Origin of the sequence: Longimicrobium sp. (assembly GCF_035474595.1) — a bacterium.
GTDB lineage: Bacteria > Gemmatimonadota > Gemmatimonadetes > Longimicrobiales > Longimicrobiaceae > Longimicrobium.
Genome location: NZ_DATIND010000107.1, coordinates 92,537 through 108,613, shown reverse-complemented (window position 1 = coordinate 108,613; position 16,077 = coordinate 92,537). Strand labels below are relative to the sequence as shown.

Sequence of the window (16,077 nt, the reverse complement as noted above, 5' to 3'; positions counted from 1 at the left end):
TGACTGAATCAGCCCGCGCGGCGCCTCCGCGGCTCCGGAGCGGCCGCCTCCACGGCATCTGCCCTCGGCTTCGCGGATGCGGCGCTCCGGTCTCCGTAGAGGTTGTCCTCCAGCAGCTCGGGGAGGGTGATGCCGAGCGCGTGCGCGATCTTCGACAGCGTGATCAGCCGCGGATTGGCATCCCCGCGCTCCACTTCCGCGATGCGCGGCTGCGCGACGCCGACCGCTTCGGCGAGCTGCGCCTGCGTCAATCCGCGCTGGTTGCGAACCCGGAGGACGTTGGACGCAAGGATGTACGGAGGATCGATCTCGTGGGCGATCTCCATGATTTCAGGATTTTCGGCATGGATCTTTGCCATCAGGTCGTCGAATCGCATCATTCTCCTCCCGGGTTTCGTCGGATCCAGTCCTGCCGCCTGCGCTCTGCTGCTTCGATCAGTGCCTTGTAGCGATCACCTCTCAGGGTCGATCGGTGCACACAATGCGTCAGGATCACCAGCCTCCCCTCGCGGTCCGGAGCTTCGAAGAACGGCAGGCGGTACGATACCGGCCCACTCTGAACCCGAAGCACGTAGATGCGCGGAGTCGGCTGCTTGAGCCATTGCGTCACCAGCGCATCCGCGAGCACCCGATGCTGCCGGAGAAGGTTGATCCTGTTCTCGATTGCCCGGCCTGCCCGCCTGTCGCTCCTGGAGAGCAGTTCGATCGCGTCTGCCACATCCGAGCGACCCGCGACATCAACATACATCTCCACATCTCGATAGTACTCCGCCATCGGTTGCCTCCCTGATTATACGTTATTCCGTATCTGCGCACAACCCTCTGCTTTCTTCGATCGGTGGAGCACCAGTATACATAGTGAATGATGTTCTGTAAACTTTGTCCAGTAATTCCAGGAATTCCAGTTTGGCGATCGGCTCACCCGTTGCCGGAATCGTTGCGATTGCACATCTTACGGGCGCTGCTCGCTCGCGGCGGTTGTTGCCGCATCTTCCGGTCGAATCGACACCTCTCCCGCATATGGCCATTCGCGAAGGACGCTGGGACTGCCCGAGCTGCGGCTCCGTGGGCCAGCTGGGACGCCACGTCTACTGCATCGGGTGCGGCTCGCCGCGCCCGAAGGAAATCCAGTTCTACCTTCCCGAGGATGCGGCTGCGGTGACCGACGCGGGCCAGCTCGCGCAGGCGAACGCCGGCGCCGACTGGGTGTGCGAGCACTGCGGCGGCAGCGCGCGGGCGGCCGACGCCGACTGCCCCGGGTGCGGCGCGCCGCGCGGCTCCAGCATCGAGCGCGAGGTGACGGAGTACGACGAGGAGAACATCCCCCGCGCCGGCCGCTCCTACGTGGCCACGCCGCGCACGGCCATGCAGCCGCCGCCGTCCATGGCCAGGCCGGCGAAGAAGTCGCACTTCGGGCGCAACGTCTTCGTCCTCCTGCTGGTGTCGTTCTTCGGGTGGATCGGCTGGTCGAACCGGACGCGCCACGTGGAGGGCCTGGTCACGGCCAAGCAGTGGGAGCGCTCGGTGCAGGTGGAGGCGTACCGCACCGTCACCGAGGAGGGGTGGTCGCTCCCCGACGGCGGGCGGCTGGTGCGCTCCTACCGCGCCATCCGCGAGTACCGGCGCGTGCTGGACCACTACGAGACGCGCAGCCGGCAGGTCTCCGAGCGCGTGCAGACGGGAACGGAGTCGTACTCCTGCGGATCGACCAGCAAGGGCAACGGCTACTTCGAGGACCGCACCTGCACCCGGCCCACGTACGAGACGCGGTATCACACCGAGACGTACCAGGACCCGGTCTACCGCCAGGAGCCCGTCTGGGACACCAGGTACGAGTACCGCATCAAGCGCTGGGTGCCGGACACGCTGCTCAGCGAGCACGGCGCCGACACCGAGCCGCGCTGGCCGTCCACGGTGGCCGACGACACCACGCGCGAGGGCGAGAAGAAGCAGCGCTACGTCATCACCTTCCGCGACGGCGACGGCGAGACCTACGCGCCCGAAGTGCCGCTCCCCCAGTTCACCAGCCACCACGTCGGCGAGCACGTGCCGCTGAAGGTGAACGGCAGCCGCGCGCAGATCGACACCGCGGCGAAGCGGTAGGACGACGGACGATATCGAAACGAAGAAGGCGCCCCCGCTCGGAGGGCGCCTTCTTCATTTTCGGGAGATGGCGATCAGTTTGCGCCTAGCGCGGCGAGCGCTTCGGGGAACGCGAGCACGGCCCAGTCGCGGTACTGCTCGGCGGACGGATGCAGCCCGTCGCCCACGACGGCGCTCGGCGCAAGGCGGGAGGCGGGCGCCACGTCCACCCAGCGCGCGCCGAGCTCGCGGGCGGCGTCGCGGTTGATGGCGTTGAACGCGTCGATCTCGTGCGCGATCTGCGCGCGGTCGCGCCCCTCCGCGAACGGCGTCACCCCCCAGTCGGGGATGGAGAGGACGACCACGCGCCCCGCATCTCCCCCCGCGAAGCCGATGGCGCGCCGCAGCAGGGCGCGGAATTGCGCGCGGTACTCGTCCGCCGGGCGGCCGCGGTACTGGTTGTTCACGCCGATGAGAAGCGACACCAACGTGTAGGGCCCGCGCGGCGCCGCGGCATCGATCCCGGCGTCCAGCTCGTCCGTGGTCCACCCGGTCGTGGCGACGATCTCCGGGTCGGCGACGCCGATCCCGCGCGCCCGCAGCATCGCCGCGAGCTGCGTGGGCCACCGCTCCTCCGGCGCCACCCCCTCGCCGATCGTGTAGGAATCTCCCAGCGCCAGGTACCGCAGGCTTCCGCTCACCCGTCCTCCCCCGCTCGTCCGCTGCGCTCCGCAGGCGCCCGCGACCGCGCACGCCACCAGCACGCAGACGCAGATACCACCGCGCCGGAGCGCGGGCAAGCCTCGCATCCTCATCCTCTTCGTCATGCAGGTAGATACGGCGCGCTCCTGCCGGCCGGATGCCCGCGGCGACGGCGGAAACGTTGCTTCGGATTCCATTCGGTTCTAGATTGGAAGTCCGAATGCCGGAACCAGCGCAGGAGATGAGGAATGCAGGAGACGGAGAGCCGGCCGCTGATCCAGATCCGGGGGCGCGGGACGGCGCACAACCCGGCCAACCGCTTCGTCCAGCAGGAGCTCGTCCCCGACGGCGACTGGATGGACGCGCTCGACGAGGAGGAGCCGGCGCCGCGCACCGTCTTCCTGCGCGACCACACGAAGACGATCATCGCGCGCAACGACAGCCCCGACGTGGGGTTCGGCGCCAGCGTGAACCCGTACCGCGGCTGCGAGCACGGCTGCATCTACTGCTTCGCGCGGCCCACGCACGAGTACTTCGGCCTCTCCGCCGGGCTGGACTTCGAGACGAAGATCTTCGTGAAGGAGGACGCGCCGGAACTGCTCCGCCGCGCCCTGGCCAACCCGCGCTACGAGCCCGAGGTGATTGCCATGAGCGGCGTGACCGACTGCTACCAGCCGGTCGAGCGCAGGCTGCGGCTCACGCGCGGCTGCCTGGAGGTGCTGGCGGAGTTCCGCAACCCGACGTCGCTCATCACCAAGAACCACCTGGTCACGCGCGACGTGGACGTCCTGGGCGAGATGGCCTCGTGGGGCGGCGCGTCGGTGAACGTCTCCATCACCTCGCTCGACGAGAAGCTGCAGCGGGTGATGGAGCCGCGCACCTCCACGCCGAAGCGGCGGCTGGAGGCGGTGGAGAAGCTCACCCGCGCCGGCGTTCCCGTCCGCGTCCTGGCCGCGCCGATGATCCCGGGGCTGAACGACCACGAGCTCCCCGCCATCATCAAGGCGTCGGCCGACGCGGGCGCGCGCGAGGTGCACTACATCCCCCTGCGCCTGCCGTTCGTGCTGAAGGAGCTGTTCGAGACCTGGCTGGAGACGCACTTCCCCGACCGCAAGGAGAAGGTGCTGCACCGCGTCCGCGAGATCCGCGGCGGAAAGCTGAACGACCCCAACTTCGGCAGCCGGATGCAGGGCGTGGGGCAGTATGCGGACCAGCTGCGCACGCTGCACCAGGCCGCCTGCCGCAAGGCCGGCCTCACCGGCGGAATCCCGGCGCTCAGCACGGAGCACTTCCGCCGCCCGCACGACACGCGCGGCCAGCTCGCGCTTTTCGAGGCGGCGTAGGCGACAGACGCAGGCGTCTGGTGCGCCGGGAGCCGTGTCTACATTCTTGTTAGGCAACTGTGCACAACGACGCCCGACGTTCATCCTCGACGAGCCTGTATGTCACCACTCGCACAGCCTCGATACACGCCCGAGCGGTACCTCGCGCTGGAACGCGCGTCGGACCACAAGAGCGAGCTCATCAACGGGCAGATCTACGCGATGACCGGCGCGAGCTTCGTTCACAACACGATCGTTGGCAACATCCTGACAAGTCTCCGGAACCGGTTGCGGAACCGCGGCTGCAGCGTGCTGTCGAACGACATGCGGGTGAAAGCGAGCCATACGGTGATGTACACGTATCCCGATGTGGTCGCGCTTTGCGAGCCGCCGCGCCTGGAGGATTCGTATGGCGATACGCTCTTGAACCCCGCCGTGATCTTCGAAGTGCTTTCCGAATCAACCGAGCGGCACGACCGGGGGGAGAAGTTCGCGCACTATCGCAGAATCGAATCACTCCGGGAGTACATTCTCATCTCGCAGAACATGATCCGCGTAGAGCGTTTCGTCAGGCATGGCGATCACTGGGTGTTCAACGACATTTCCGACCTCGCGGACTCGCTCAGGATCGACACGCTGGGCTGCGAGATCTCCCTCGCGGAGATTTACGAGCAGGTCGATTTTTCGGCGGCCGAGTAGAACGCTTTTCCCCACGGTTCGGGCTTCGCCCGGTAGCCAATTCGTTGCGGCGTCGATAGATTCATGCGCCCATTCTGACCCGGAAGGACGCATTGGACCAGACACGCACTGCGCTCGTTGAAGGGCTGATCGCCCGCTTTCCGCACATCCCGCGCGAGGCGGTCCTCAAGGAGGACCTGCTCCGCACCGGCATCGCGTTCGACGACTCGGCGCTGACCGACAACCTGGACGGCGAGGTCAAGCCCAAGTCGTACTTCATCTTCTCGTTCGACCAGAAGCCGCTGGCGCAGCTGGGCGAGGCCGCGCGGCGCCGCCCGCCCGAGGAGATCGCGCTCACCGGCGGGCCGTACGAGCTGCGCCGCACCATCGTCTCCGTGCGCGTGAACCCGGACTCGCCGTACCGCGTGGCGCGCGACGAGGCCGGGGGCCTGCGGCTGTCGCTGGACGGGCGCACCATCGCCGACGTGGGGCTGCCGCCGATGCCGGAGTACTACCGGCATACGCTGGCCAACGGAAAGACGGTGATGGAGACGGCGCCCACCATCCAGTGGGGCTACCTCATCTACCTGACCGTGCTGCGGCTGTGCCAGTACTTCGGCGCCAGGGAGGAGTGCCAGTACTGCGACATCAACCACAACTGGCGCCAGCACAAGCAGGAGGGCCGCCCCTACACCGGCGTGAAGCCGGTGGACGACGTGCTGGAGGCGCTGGCGATCATCGACCGCTACGACACGGCGAAGGCGAGCAAGGCGTACACGCTGACCGGCGGCTCGGTAACGAGCAAGGTGGACGGGCTGGAGGAGGCGGACTTCTACGGCCGCTACGCGCAGGCCATCGAGGAGCGCTTCCCCAACCGCTGGATCGGCAAGGTGGTGGCGCAGGCGCTGCCGCGCGAGGACGTGCAGCGGTACAAGGACTACGGCATCAAGATCTACCACCCGAACTACGAGGTGTGGGACAAACGCCTGTTCGAGATCATCTGCCCGGGGAAGGAGCGCTATGTGGGCCGCGAGGAGTGGCACCGGCGCATCTTCGACGCGGCGGAGGTGTTCGGGGCGCGGTACGTGATCCCCAACTTCGTGGCCGGGGTGGAGATGGCGAAGCCGTTCGGCTTCCAGACGGTGGACGAGGCGATCGCCTCCACGGCCGAGGGGCTGGACTACTTCATGAGCCGCGGGGTGACGCCGCGCTTCACCACCTGGTGTCCGGAGCCCGCGACCCCGCTGGGGCGCGACAACCCCGAAGGCGCGCCGCTGGAGTACCACATCCGCCTGCTCGAGGTGTACCGCGAGACGCTGGAGAAGCACGGCCTGAAGCCGCCGCCGGGGTACGGCGTGGCAGGCGCCGGGAACGCGGTGTTCTCCGTCAGCTCGTTCATGGACACGCTCCGGCCGGAGGAAGTCACCGAGGAAGAGGCGGTTCCGGCGACGGTCTGAACATGGAGTACGAGAGTACGGAAGTACGAGAGTACGCAAAGAAGTTCTCGGTAGATGTCGATGCGGCCCCGCTCCGGTTTCGGAGCGGGGCCGCTGGCGTTTCGTGCAGATTGTCTCCGTTTTCAATCCTTCTGCATCTCCCGACCATCCGAGCCTACGAACTCACCGCAAGCCCTATCGCGTCCTTCGAATCTGCGAAGCGGATTTCGCGGAAGATGCGAGTGATGAACCTGCGGCTGCATCCGCCCGCGGACCGCCTCCACAAGCTCCCATTCTCGCCCAAACCCTCCTCCATCAGCCGATGGCCATCCCGAATTGCGTTCGCGCCGCAGCGCTCGTCTTCACCCTTGTCTCCAGCGCGGTTTCGGCGCGTGCGCAGAGCGCGATGTCGCCGGAGGCGTGGCGGGCCGATCTCCGGTTCGCGGTGGATTCGTTCCTGCCGCGCGATCGCAGCTTCAGCGACGCGGCGCGGGCGCGGTTCCGGGCGGCGGTGGGGGCGCTCGCGGACTCGGCGGACCGGCTGTCGAACGAGGAGATGACGGTGGGGCTGGCGCGGGCGGTGGCGCTCGCGGAGAACGCGCACACGCGGCTGTACCTGGTGCGGAACCGGAGCGAGGTGCGGCGGCTGCCGGTGCGGATCTGGTGGTTCGCGGACGGGCCGTTCGTGGTGCGCGCGCAGCCCGGCTACGAGGCGCTGCTCGGGGCGCGGCTGCTGCGCATCTGCGGGCGGCCGCTGGACGAGGTGCGGCGCGCGGTGCGGCCGCTGTACTCCGGGAGCGGCGCGTGGGCGGACTACATGGCCGCGTACACGATGACCAGCCCCGAAGTGCTCGCCGGGGTGCGCATCTGCCCGGCGGGCGCTGCGCCGACATTCGCATTCGTCGACCGCGCGGGGCGGCGCGGCGAGCGGACGCTGGAGCCGCTTCCGCTCCGCCGCTCGACCGACGCGACCGAGGCGTGGTGGGACCTGGCGCCGGCGCATCCCGGGGTGCAGGGGCCGTGGGTGAGCGCGCTGGCGGCCGATTCCGCGGCGCTCCCGCTCTACCTGCGCGATCCCGTCCACCAGTACTGGGCCCGGTATCTCCCCCGCGACCGCACGCTCTACGTGCAGTACAACCGCGCGGGAGACCAGGCGGGGATGGAATCGTTCCGGGCGTTCGGGCGGCGGCTCCTGGCACAGGCGGACTCGCTGCGGCCGGCGAAGATCGTGTTCGACCTGCGCTTCAACACCGGCGGCAACTTCTACGTGGCCGAGGGCGTGCTGCGGCGGCTGGCGGCGCTCGCGCGGGAGCGGCACGCGCGGCTGTTCGTGATCACCGGGCCCGCGACCTTCTCGGCGGGGATCTTCCACGTGGCGCAGCTGCGGCAGTTCGGCGGGGCCACGCTGGTGGGCGAGGGGCCGGGCGACGCGGCGGAGTTCTGGGCCGAGGGCGGAAACCTGCTGATGCCGCGGTCGCGCCTCACGCTGCACTACGGCAACTGGATGCACAGCTACGCGCGGGTGAAGCCGAGCGCCGAGCGCGAGTTCCGCTACATGGACCTGTACGTGGACCGCATCACCCCCGAGATCCGCACGCCGCTCACCTCGCGCGACTACTTCGCCGGGCGCGATCCGGCGCTCGACGCAATCCTGCGGCAGCGGTGATCGGACGGCGGGGCGCGGATCGGCCGATCTTCATCCCGTGCCGGGTCTGGGGATTACAAACGTACAGAGAGACGTCATCCTGAGGCCGGCCACGCGGTCATTGACTCCGCACCAGCAGTTGCAGGCCGAAGGATCTATAGCCGAGGCCGCACGTGCGCCGGCGGATTGCACAATCGTCCCCGTTCTGGTATCCGGACGAGGAGATCGCTGCGTCTCCATGCGGACGTGCGATCGGATTATGGATCCTTCGGCCTGCAGATGATTGTGTGGAAGCGGGTTGCGGTGTGGCCGGCCTCAGGATGACGTCTCTGGGTGAGGCGAATCTCAAGGGACTGCTTCACGGGAGATGGTACTACCGGGCTACCAGGCCGCGAAGGTAGAGGCCGATGCCGACGTAGGCCGCGAGGATCAGCGCGATCTTGAGGTAGAAGCAGGTGTTGGCGGGCCAGTTGATCGATGGCGGCGCGGTGATGAGGTCGCCGGGGAGGGTGCCGGCGCGCTCGCGGCGGCGGATGAAGGTGCTCCAGAGCACCGTCGCGAACACGTACTGCAGCAGGTCCAGGAAGAGGCCGGCCACGGTCAGCAGCCCGGGCAGGAGCAGCGCATCGGGAACGGAGACGGCGCCGCGCGTCTCGGACTTGAAGACCCAGATCACCGCGATCCCCGCGAACCCGAGCTGCCGCACCGCGTCGCTGGCCTTGCCGGAGAGCGTGTAGTACGACTCGCGCGCCTCGGCCAGCGTCGTCATCGGTGCTCCCGCCGCGTCTTGCGCGGGCCGGTGCTGCCGGTGCCGGTGGCGCCGCGCGTGACGATCCCGCGCTCCCCGCCGGCGGCGATCGCCTCCTTCAGGCTACGGGCGGCTCGGAAGACGGGGGATGACGATGCGGAGATGTCGATCTCCTTCCCCGTGCGCGGGTTGCGGCCCTTGCGCGCCTCGCGGCTCTTGCGCTCGAAGGTGCCGAAGCCGGCGATCCGCACCCGCTCGCCCGCGCGGATGGCCTCGGGGATGATGCCGCCCCTCACGCCGAAGATTGCCTCCACCACCCGCGCCGCCTCCGCCACGCCCAGCGTCGCGTCCTCCGCCAGCGCGCGGACCAGCTCTCGCTTGTTCATCATCGTCCCGAAGAAGAGGAGATCTCGTTGATTCCCTCCATTCGACGGATCGATGCGCGGCTTTTCCCACCCGCCGCGCGGGATCGGCTCACCAGGGAATCTGCTGGCCGTCCTTGAAGAAGCCGCCCGTGGGCCCGCCGTCGTCCAGCGTGGCGAGTTGGATGATGGTCTCGGCGCCCTTCTCCACCGAGCGCGGCGCGGAGCTCCCGCCCATGTCGGTGCGCACCCAGCCGGGGTCGACGGAGTTCACCAGCACGTTGCGGCCGCGCGCGGCGTGCGCCACCTGCCGCGTGACCGCGTTCAGCGCCGTCTTCGACATGGAGTACGACGGCGCGTAGCCCTGCATGTACGCCAGCAGGCTGGCGCCCGACGAGACGTTCACCACACGGCCCCAGCGGCGCCGCATCATCCCGGGGACGAAGGCCTGGCAGGCGGCCAGCGCGCCGAAGACGTTGGTCTCGAACGTGGCCTTCGCCGTCTCGATCGGCAGCTCCAGCACCGGCATTTCCTCGTCCAGCAGCACGCCGGCGTTGTTGACGAGCACGTCCACGCCGCCGAACTCGCGCTCCATCTCCGCGGCGACGCCGGGAAGGCTGGCGAAGTCGGTCACGTCCACCCGACGCGCGACGATCTCGCCCTCGCCGGCGAGGGCGCGCGCCGCCGCTTCGCCGCGGTCGACATCGCGCGCGCCGAGCACCACGCGGTAGCCGCGGCGCGCAAGCTGGCGGCAGACCTCCAGCCCGATCCCGCGGTTGCCGCCCGTCACCAGCGCCGTCTTCATCTCCGCCACGAATCCCTCCGTCTACTCGAATTCAGTTGAACAGCGGTTTCAGCGGCTCGGCAGAAGGCGATAGCCCAGCTCCGGGCCGAGCTCCGTCTCGTACGCGAGCTGCCCGACGAGGAGCGCGAACGGCTCCAGGTAGCGCGCGATGCGGAGCGGACCCGCGTCCACGGGATCGAAGCCGGCGTCGCGGATCAGCGTGGCGGCGACGGACTTCGCTTCATCGTCGTCGCCGCAGTAGATCACGTCGCCCGACGAGCCCTCGGCGTGCGACTCCAGGCGCAGCGTCATCAGCTCGGAGGGGATGGTGTTGAAGGCGAGGGCGATGCGCGCGCCGGGGAGGCGGCGGGCCAGCTCCTCGGCGCCCGAGGTCGTGCGGCCGATCGCCAGCTCCGAATCGTCCTCGGTCATCGGGAGGGAGCAGGTGATGACGATGCTGCCGTCGAGCGAGCCGGCCTGCGCGAGCGCGTCGTCCAGCGTGGACCAGCGCACGGCGAGGAGGACCGCGTCGGTCCCCCGCACCGCGTCGCGCACCTCGCCGGCGCGCGCGCCGGGGCCGGAGTCGCGCGCCAGCGCTTCCAGCTTCTCGCGGCTGTGTGCGAACGTGTAGACGATCTCGTGGCCCGCGCGCGCCCACAGCCGCCCCAGCGCCGCCCCCATCAGCCCCGAGCCGATGATCCCGACCTTCATCTTCTCCCTCCCTCTCCCTCGCAACAAAAAGACGTCATCCTGAGGCCGGCCACGACGAAATCCGTGGCGCTCACGAATTACGGCAGGCCGAAGGATCCATAGCCGGGGACGCACGTGCGCTGCCAGATCACCCAATTGGTCTGGCGTCCGGGGCATCACGCCAGGCAAGTCCGGCGCGAAGCTTCGGCCGACGTGCTCGACGGGCTTTGGATCCTTCGGCCTGCAAGCATCCGCGTGGACGTCAGTTGCGGCGTGGCCGGCCTCAGGATGACGTCATCGTGGGGCTCGATGATTGATCGTCCATCATCCCCCTCACGCCGGCGTGCCGATGTGGGCGTGCACGAAGCTGACGGCCATGGAGCCCTCGCCCACGGCGGAGGCGACGCGCTTCACGGAGCCGCTGCGCACGTCGCCGACGGCGAAGACGCCCGGGAGGCTGGTCTCCAGGAAGAACGGCGCGCGTCCCGCCCCGCGCCACATGGCGCTCTCGCGCACCTCCAGCGGCAGCGCGTCGCCGGTGAGCACGAAGCCGGCGCGGTCCAGCATCACGCAGTTGCGCAGCCACTCCGTCCTCGGCAGCGCCCCGATGAACAGGAAGAGCGCGCGGGCGGGGATGGGCGTCTCCCCGCCGCTCCCTGCGTCGCGCAGGGTGACGGAGTGGAGCGACGGGTTCCCCTCCACCGCGACCACCTCGGTGTTGCGGTGCACGCGGATGTTGCCGGCGTGCTCCACCCGGTCCACCAGGTAGCGCGACATGTTCTTCCCCAGGTCGCCGCCGCGGATGACCACGTGCACCACGCGGGCATAGCGGCACAGGTACATCGCCGCCTGCCCGGCCGAGTTGCCGCCGCCCACGATCACCACCTCGCCGCCGCCGCAGAGCCGCGCCTCCATCTCGGTGGCGGCGTAGTAGACCCCCGCGCCCTCCATCTGCCGCAGCCCGGGAACGTCGAGCGTGCGGTACTCGGCGCCGCTGGCGATCACCAGGCAGCGCGCGGTCACCTCGCTCCCGTCCTCCAGCGTCACCACGCGAAAGCCGCCCTCCAGCCGGAGCGCCGACACGGTGCCGGGAACCGAGATCTGCGCGCCGAACTTCTGCGCTTGGAGCATGGCGTTGCGGGTGAGCTCGGCGCCGCTGATCCCCATGGGAAAGCCGAGGTAGTTCTCGATGCGCGAGCTGGTGCCCGCCTGCCCGCCCGCGGCCACGCCGTCCAGCGTGAGCGTCTTCAGCCCCTCGGAGCTGGCGTAGACCGACGCGGCCAGCCCCGCCGGCCCGGCGCCCACCACCACCAGGTCGTACACGGCGCCGGGAGCCACGCGCACGTCCAGCCCCATGTAGTGCGCCAGGTCGGCGACGTCCGGGCTGCTGACCCACTTTCCGTCGCGGCCGATGACGATGGGCGTCTGCTCGGGCCCCACGCCGAAGGCGCGCAGCAGCTCCTCGGCGTGCGGGTCGGCCTCCAGGTCCAGCCAGGTGTAGGGGATGGCGTTGCGGCTGCAGAACTCGCGCAGGTGGTGCGCCTGGGGCGAGAAGCTGGAGCCGATGATCTTGATCCCCTGATATCCCTGGTCCAGGAGGAGCGTCCGCCGCATGAGGAAGGCGCGCAGCAGCAGCTCGCTGAGCTCCGGCTGCTCGCCCGCGGCGCGGCGGAGCGCGTCGGGGGCCAGCTCCAGCACCTCGCCCGGCTCGATCACCCGCGCGTCCACCAGGCTGGCGCGGCCGGTGAGCACGTCCACGTCGCCGGTGAAGTGGCCGGGCTCGTGGATCACCACCTGCCGGGGCGCGTCGCCGGAGGGGTCGAGGATCTCCACGCGGCCGGAGATGAGCACGAAGAAGCCGAACCCGCGGTCGCCCGCGCGCCACAGGAACTCGCCGTCCCGCGTGTCGCGGCGCGTGCCGGCGGGGCAGAGCGCGTGGATCTGCGCGGGGGTCAGCCGCGGGAACGCGGTCTCGTAGTCGGTGGCCATGGCAGTGGGAGCATGGGAGGAGATGGAGATGCCGCGGACGTGCGCCGGGCTTCTCGTCAACCTAGCATGGCTGGCAAGGCTCGCGCGGTCCATAGAATAGGCGGGGAACCACCGTCCCCACGTCACCGTGAAACGCTCGCTTCTCCTGCGTACCTCGGCCCTCTGGGTAAGAAGACAGCCCCGACGGGCCATTCGCCCGGCGGGGCTGCTACCCGCTCCCCTGCCTCCCGGGGCGCCGAAGAATCGCCCCGCCCATGGTGCATCAGATGCAGATCTCGTTGCAATTGGTAAAGTTGGCGGTGTACCCGCAGATGTATCCGCACGTACAGTCACTCCAGCGCCCGTCGCAGGTGTACCCGTCGCAGGTGTTGTTGCAGCTTGCGCAATACGAGACACAAGGGCCGGTGTCGCACGAGCCGTTGCACGACCCTTCGCACGTGGGGTCGCCCGGGCGAGTAGGAACGGTGACCTGCTCGCCGAACACCGTCCCCTTCTCCGTCTTCGTCGCCGACGTGTCGAACGAGTCCACCGTCAATTGCTCCAGGTTCAGCTTCAGCTTGCCCGGCATGGCGTCCTCCAGGGATGGTGTCGTGAGATCGGACCAGCGTCGCGTCACCTGTCTGCGCGGTCCTGGGGAATGCGTCAGAAACAGCACGTTAGGCGACACAATAGAGACAAGGCAGGTCGAGCGCCATATCGCCGCGCCGATCCCGGCACGATCCCTCGGGCCACAGGCGCCGCGCCACCGCCCGCAGGCTCAGTCCGACTCCGCGACCAGGTCCGCGTAGTCCTGGTGGCGCTCCAGCCAGACGCGGGCGAAGGGGCAGAACGGCACCACCTTCTCCCCGGCCTCGCGCGCGTAGTCCATCGCCGCGCGCACCAGCCTGCCGCCGATCCCCTGCCCCTCCAGCGCCTCGGGGACCTCGGTGTGGAGAAGGAAGAGCTTGCCGTCGCTCTCCGAATAGGTCAGCACCCCCACCTGCTCGCCGGCGTGCGCCTCCCACTGCTCCTTCTCCTCGTTGCGCGTAACCTCCACGCGGGCCGCTTCCTCCGCCATCACCGCTCCCATTCGCAGTCAACCGATCGTGGAATCCCCACCGGATCCGGGAACATAATGCACGTGGCAAGGCATGCGCCCGCTTGCTCCGCCCCCCGCCACGCCGATAAAATCCTCTTCGCTCACCGTCATCCCCCCTGCCCCGCCCCGCCGTGCTCGCCGCCCTCGCCGCATCCCTCATCCTCCAGGCCGCGCCGCGGGACACCTCGCTGCGCGCGGAGGTCGAGCGCATCGCGGCGGCGTCCGGCGCGCGGATCGGCGTCGCGGTGGTGCGGGTGGAGACGGGGGAATCGCTGCTCTCCGTCCGCGGCGGCGAGGCGTTCCCGATGCAGAGCGTGTTCAAGCTCCCGCTCGCCATCGCCCTCCTCCGCCGGGTGGATGCGGGGCGGGTGCGGCTGGATGCGTCGATCCCCGTCACGGCGGCGGACCTGCGCGCGGGGTACAGCCCCGTGGCCGAGCGCTGGCCGAACGGGGGCGGGCGCTACACCGTCCGCGAGCTGCTGCGGCTGGCCGCCGGCGAGAGCGACAACACCGCGGCGGACCTCCTTCTCCCCCTCGCCGGCGGCCCGGCGGGGGTCACGCGGCAGCTGCGCGCGCTCGGCATCTCCGGCGTGCGGGTGGACCGCGGCGAGGGGCGGCTGGCGCTGGACTTCCGCGGCGTCGCGTACGCGCCCGGCCGCGAGGCGAAGCGCGTCTCCGACTCGCTGGCCGCGCGCGTCTCCGCCGCGGGGCGCCAGGCGGCGTTCGAGGCGTATCTCCGCGACCCGCGCGACACGGCCACGCCGGACGGGATGGCGCGGCTGCTCGTCCTCCTCGCGCGCGGGCGGCTCATCTCCCCATCCTCCACCACGCTGCTGCTGGGGATGATGACGGAAACGCCGACCGGGCCCAACCGCCTGCGCGGCCTTCTCCCGGCGGGAACGCGCGTCGCCCACAAGACGGGGACGGCGGGGGACGTGGGTGGCGTGACGGCGGTGGTGAACGACGTGGGGATCGTCACCCTGCCGGACGGAAGCCGCGTCGCCATCGCCGTGCTCGCGAAGCGCTCGGCGCGCGGCACCGAGGCCGCCGAGCGCGCCATCGCCCTCATCTCCCGGGCCGTGTACGACCGGGCCGCGCGCCCGCGCCGCCCCCGCTGACCCCGGCCGGACCCACCCTCCGAACCGAGCCCGAACACCATGCGCCGCACACCGACGCACCTCCGCACCCGCCTCCGCCTCGGCGCCGCCGCCGTCCTGGCCGCCGCCGCGCTCGCCGCCTGCGCCAGCGCCAACAAGCGCTACGAGCAGGGAGTGCGGATGGAGCAGCAGGGCCGCAACGTGGACGCCGCCCAGCGCTACATCCAGGCGCTGAAGAAGGACCGCTCGCTGGCCGACGCCCGCGCGCGGCTGCAGCAGTCGGGCGACCTGGCCGTCGCCGACTTCCTGCGCGAGGCCGACGCCGACGAGACGGCCCAGCGCTACGCCGAGGCCGCCGACGCCCTCGCGCGGCTGGACGCCCTCCGCGCCGACGCGGCCGGCGTCGGTGTCCAGCTCGCCGCCCCCGCCGACTACCTGGCGCGGCGCCGCGCGACCTTCGACCGCGCGGCCGACCAGGCCGTCAGCGAGGCGAGCGCCGCGATGGAGCGCCGCGAGTACGCCGAGGCGGTGCGCTGGCTGGACCGCGCCGGCCGCCAGTGGGAGCCCGGCCCGGCGGTGCGCGGCCGGCTGGACCGCACCCGCTACGACGCGCTCTACGGCTGGGCGCAGGCGGAGATGCAGGCCGGGCGCTTCCGCTCGGCGTACGAGCGCGCCGGGCAGGCGGCCACGCTGGGCTTCGACGGCAACGGAATGGCCGAGTCGCTCCAGCGCGAGGCGCTGCGCCGCGGCACCGTGCGCGTGGCCATCTTCCACGTGGGCACGCTCCCCAACACGCGCAACCGGCTGCCCGACAACGTGCTCCCCGCGCTGAACCGCCAGCTCGCCGACCGCTTCTGGCGGCAGTCGCCGCAGTGGCTGGAGGTGATCGACGAGTCCGGCCGCGCGGGCACCGGCTACAACCGCGGAGCGCTGGAGCCGTCGCAGGGCGCCTCGGCGGCCCAGCGGATGGGCGCGCGGCTGGCGGTGGTGATGGCGCTGGACAGCGTGCGCCAGACCGAGGGCGAGGTGGTGACGCAGCGCCGCACCGCGAAGACGACCAGCGGCGCCGACACCGCCTACACCGTGCGCGAGGGGCGGATGGAGACGTGGGCGCGCGTCACCTGGCGCGTGGTGGACGCCTCCGGCTGGGGGAGCGTGATCGACCAGGGGTCGGCGACGGCACGCTCGGGCGCGGACTTCCGCAAGGCCGAGTACAGGGGCGACTGGCGCACGCTCGTCCTCCCGGCCAGCGACCGCGTGCTCTTCGACGAGGGCGACCGGGGATACGGCCGCGAGACGGTGCGCGAGCTGGTCTCCGGTCTGAGCGACGAGCTGGGCCGCGAGGTCTACGACGCGCTGGTCCGCCGCATCCAGTAGAAGATCGAAATAATCTCATGCAGAGGGCGCCGAGGAGGCCGACGTGAGATTCCAGGATCGTAAATCGATCGTAAATCAAACGACAAA

16 protein-coding genes and 1 pseudogene are annotated in these 16,077 nt (G+C 70.1%); 7 read left to right on the top strand and 10 right to left on the bottom strand.

The annotated features are described in order from the left end of the window. Positions 1 to 8 precede the first annotated feature (8 nt). Positions 9 to 377, bottom strand: a complete 369-nt coding sequence (locus VLK66_RS19550) for a helix-turn-helix transcriptional regulator (protein ID WP_325311149.1) — start codon at positions 375 to 377, stop codon at positions 9 to 11. Further along, complete coding sequence (locus tag VLK66_RS19545) at positions 377 to 775, bottom strand: hypothetical protein (RefSeq protein ID WP_325311148.1); 399 nt, start codon at positions 773 to 775, stop codon at positions 377 to 379. Before VLK66_RS19545 ends, VLK66_RS19550 begins: the two co-directional genes overlap by 1 nt. Positions 776 to 1,065: 290 nt before the next feature. Between VLK66_RS19545 and VLK66_RS19540 the strand changes: the two genes are divergently transcribed. Continuing rightward, complete coding sequence (locus VLK66_RS19540) at positions 1,066 to 2,103, top strand: hypothetical protein (protein ID WP_325311147.1); 1,038 nt, start codon at positions 1,066 to 1,068, stop codon at positions 2,101 to 2,103. A gap of 74 nt (positions 2,104 to 2,177) precedes the next feature. Here the strand turns inward: VLK66_RS19540 and VLK66_RS19535 are convergent, their stop codons facing one another. Next, complete coding sequence (locus VLK66_RS19535) at positions 2,178 to 2,783, bottom strand: SGNH/GDSL hydrolase family protein (RefSeq protein WP_414676511.1); 606 nt, start codon at positions 2,781 to 2,783, stop codon at positions 2,178 to 2,180. 249 nt (positions 2,784 to 3,032) lie between these two features. Here VLK66_RS19535 and VLK66_RS19530 point away from each other — a divergent pair, with 249 nt between their 5' ends. The 4 genes from VLK66_RS19530 (at position 3,033) to VLK66_RS19515 (ending at position 7,886) form a co-directional block, all read left to right on the top strand. Next, positions 3,033 to 4,127: a PA0069 family radical SAM protein gene (locus VLK66_RS19530; protein ID WP_325311145.1), complete on the top strand. Its 1,095-nt coding sequence runs from the start codon at positions 3,033 to 3,035 to the stop codon at positions 4,125 to 4,127. Positions 4,128 to 4,226: 99 nt separating this feature from the next. After that, entirely contained in the window at positions 4,227 to 4,805 is a 579-nt protein-coding gene (locus VLK66_RS19525; protein ID WP_325311144.1) for a Uma2 family endonuclease, read from the top strand. A gap of 92 nt (positions 4,806 to 4,897) precedes the next feature. Next, positions 4,898 to 6,241 (top strand): radical SAM protein, encoded by a 1,344-nt coding sequence (locus tag VLK66_RS19520; protein WP_325311143.1) that lies wholly within the window; start codon positions 4,898 to 4,900, stop codon positions 6,239 to 6,241. 385 nt (positions 6,242 to 6,626) lie between these two features. Next, on the top strand, positions 6,627 to 7,886 hold the full coding sequence (locus VLK66_RS19515; protein WP_325311142.1) for a hypothetical protein: 1,260 nt from the start codon (positions 6,627 to 6,629) through the stop codon (positions 7,884 to 7,886). A 352-nt stretch (positions 7,887 to 8,238) separates the two neighbouring features. On the opposite strand, the gene VLK66_RS19510 is transcribed toward VLK66_RS19515, so the two are convergent. From VLK66_RS19510 to VLK66_RS19480, 7 genes and pseudogenes are all read right to left on the bottom strand, one after another. After that, positions 8,239 to 8,634 (bottom strand): hypothetical protein, encoded by a 396-nt coding sequence (locus tag VLK66_RS19510; protein WP_325311141.1) that lies wholly within the window; start codon positions 8,632 to 8,634, stop codon positions 8,239 to 8,241. A gap of 86 nt (positions 8,635 to 8,720) precedes the next feature. Then, positions 8,721 to 8,999 (bottom strand): annotated as a pseudogene (locus VLK66_RS19505) (HU family DNA-binding protein); the annotation flags it as partial. A gap of 88 nt (positions 9,000 to 9,087) precedes the next feature. Continuing rightward, the gene (locus VLK66_RS19500; protein ID WP_325311177.1) at positions 9,088 to 9,780 is read right to left on the bottom strand and encodes an SDR family oxidoreductase; all 693 of its coding nucleotides are present in this window, start codon (positions 9,778 to 9,780) and stop codon (positions 9,088 to 9,090) included. 48 nt (positions 9,781 to 9,828) lie between these two features. Further along, positions 9,829 to 10,470, bottom strand: a complete 642-nt coding sequence (locus VLK66_RS19495; RefSeq protein ID WP_325311140.1) for an NADPH-dependent F420 reductase — start codon at positions 10,468 to 10,470, stop codon at positions 9,829 to 9,831. A gap of 312 nt (positions 10,471 to 10,782) precedes the next feature. Further along, positions 10,783 to 12,438: an FAD-dependent oxidoreductase gene (locus VLK66_RS19490; protein ID WP_325311139.1), complete on the bottom strand. Its 1,656-nt coding sequence runs from the start codon at positions 12,436 to 12,438 to the stop codon at positions 10,783 to 10,785. A gap of 262 nt (positions 12,439 to 12,700) precedes the next feature. Continuing rightward, positions 12,701 to 13,006, bottom strand: coding sequence for a hypothetical protein (locus VLK66_RS19485; RefSeq protein ID WP_325311138.1), 306 nt, complete (start codon positions 13,004 to 13,006; stop codon positions 12,701 to 12,703). A 189-nt stretch (positions 13,007 to 13,195) separates the two neighbouring features. After that, entirely contained in the window at positions 13,196 to 13,495 is a 300-nt protein-coding gene (locus VLK66_RS19480; protein WP_325311137.1) for a GNAT family N-acetyltransferase, read from the bottom strand. A 152-nt stretch (positions 13,496 to 13,647) separates the two neighbouring features. Here VLK66_RS19480 and bla point away from each other — a divergent pair, with 152 nt between their 5' ends. Next, the gene (gene bla / locus VLK66_RS19475; protein ID WP_325311136.1) at positions 13,648 to 14,634 is read left to right on the top strand and encodes a class A beta-lactamase; all 987 of its coding nucleotides are present in this window, start codon (positions 13,648 to 13,650) and stop codon (positions 14,632 to 14,634) included. Positions 14,635 to 14,673: 39 nt separating this feature from the next. Next, a complete protein-coding gene (locus tag VLK66_RS19470) occupies positions 14,674 to 15,990 on the top strand; it encodes a hypothetical protein (RefSeq protein ID WP_325311135.1) in 1,317 nt (438 codons plus the stop codon). Positions 15,991 to 16,077 lie beyond the last annotated feature (87 nt).